Source organism: Pseudomonas onubensis, assembly GCF_965653655.1.
Lineage (GTDB): Bacteria > Pseudomonadota > Gammaproteobacteria > Pseudomonadales > Pseudomonadaceae > Aquipseudomonas.
In genome coordinates, this window is record NZ_CBFHAZ010000330.1 from 1 (window position 1) to 393 (window position 393).

Sequence of the window (393 nt, forward strand, 5' to 3'; positions counted from 1 at the left end):
CTTCGGCGGCTTGATGCAGTGTGGCGCCCGTCGTATAAATATCGTCTATTAAGATGACGTTCATACCTTCGGCCGAGTTTTCGGCTGCTGAAAACTTTTTTTCTGCGGACAGCCTTTCTGTTTTGCTCTTTTTGGATTGTTTTTCATTGTTCAGTCGGATGAGGGGGAAAATGACGGGCATTCCGAGCAGAGAGGCCAGCAGCTCGGATTGATTGAATCCGCGTTCCGCCAGCCGTTCGCCGCTCAGCGGAATAGGGATGAGAGTATGTGTATTTGATGGATATGCCGCTTTAAAGCCGGCAGCAAAGTCACGTCCAAATGCTTGAATGATTTTCGCATCACCCCTGAATTTAAACCGGGCTAATGAGTCCTTCATCGCATCATTATACAAAT

At 47.8% G+C, this 393-nt stretch carries 1 protein-coding gene; it reads right to left on the reverse strand.

The window, feature by feature from the left end:
• A partial coding sequence (locus ACTD9P_RS30195; protein WP_438870511.1) for a phosphoribosyltransferase family protein occupies positions 1-393 on the reverse strand: 393 nt, incomplete at both ends.